We start from the raw sequence: 1471 nt of genomic DNA, 5'->3' as shown, positions 1-1471 counted from the left end.
TGTCGAGGCCATTTTGAAATGTCCGCTGTGCGGCTCGTTAGAAATGTCCGATGTTGTAGGGGTTCAAGGTCTGTCTTTCATGGTTTTCATTCCGTGCAGTGTTGAAGGATTCGGTTTGAATGGGCAGGGCGCCTCAGTCCGTTCAGTTCAGCCTGGCAGACCGGCGGCCTGGTTTTGAAGGCGGCTTCGACTGCTGCGCGATCTGCATGATGGCCTGATCCAGATCGGCCCGCGTGAACTCGCGCTGCTTCTTCGTGCCGGGCAGACGCTCCGGTTTGCGGACCGCCGCGCCGCGATTCGTGCGTGACGGCGAGCCCGAGATCCGGCGGTTGTCGCGCTGCGCCTGCAGCGCCTGCGCGACCGCCAGTGCATGGCCGAGCCGCTTGTGCCCGATCACCGCCCCCTGGTCGATTTCCGCGAGCTTGTCGTACGGTATGTAGGGCAGCGCCACGCCGTCGGCGCGGATCTCGAGGCGACCGTCCGGGTACTCCCAGACGTCGATATAGTGGCCGATCAGTTTCCGGTTGGCCTCGATGTCGTCCAGAAGATAGATCATGCGGTCATTCAGTACGGTCAGCTTGTCCGACACCTTGCGCTGGAGCCGCCAGGTCAGGATCGCGTCGCAATCCTCGTCGGCGCGCAGCGTCCGGTGCGCATCGAACGTGCTTCTGGGTGGCTTCGCAAAGCGCGCGTTATGGGCGGCCATGAAGGCGCGCGCATACGCGTTGGCGGCTTCGATGGTGCTGATATTGCGCAGCCGCAGTTCCTTCACGAGGCGGTCCTGCAGCGTCAGGTGCGCGCGCTCGACCCGGCCCTTGGCGGGGCTCGAGTTCGCGCAGAACGTGTCAATGTTCAGCTGGTACATCGCCCGGCCGAACTGCGTGATTCCGCGTGCGCCGGTCCGGCTGTACGTTGGCCGGAACACGCTCGCCCGATCGCTGTAGAACGCCACCGGCTTGCCATAGCGTTCCAGATACGCCCGCGTCGCCTCGAAGTAGCTGAAGGTCGATTCGGTGGCCGTGAAGTGCAGCACCATCAGGCGACTGGTCGCGTCGTCGACGTACACCAGCAGCGTGCACGCGGGCGCGCGCTCCTCAAACCACGCATGCTCGCTGCCGTCGATCTGTACCAGTTCACCGAAACAGGCGCGCCGCGCCCGGGGCTGGTGGATCGTGAGCGGGCGCTGTTTGCGCGGGATCCACAGGCCCGCATCGCGCATCCAGCGCCGCACCGTTTCCTTCGCGAGACGGATACCGTGGCATTCCCACAGCTTCTCGCACGCCAGCGTCGGCCCGAAATCGGCATAGCGCTCACGCACGAGCGCCATGGCCCGCGCGCGCAGATCGACCGGCAGTTCCCGGTTACTGGGCAAGCCCCGTTTGGCCGACACCAGTCCCGCCGGCCCACAGGCCTCGTAACGCCGGCACAGCCGGCTGACCTGACGCGTACACAGATCCAGTCGCTCGGCCGC

The 1471-nt window shown here is 65.3% G+C and carries 1 protein-coding gene; it reads right to left on the bottom strand.

What is annotated here, in order from left to right; all coding sequences use genetic code 11:
• Positions 1-142 precede the first annotated feature (142 nt).
• A partial coding sequence (locus tag VSR82_RS39720; RefSeq protein WP_498858894.1) for an ISNCY family transposase occupies positions 143-1471 on the bottom strand: 1329 nt, incomplete at its 5' end.

The sequence above is a fragment of the Burkholderia sp. JPY481 genome (genome assembly GCF_038900515.1).
GTDB lineage: Bacteria > Pseudomonadota > Gammaproteobacteria > Burkholderiales > Burkholderiaceae > Paraburkholderia > Paraburkholderia youngii.
Note: the sequence above shows the minus strand (reverse complement) of the source record. Positions and strands in the feature narration are given on the sequence as shown.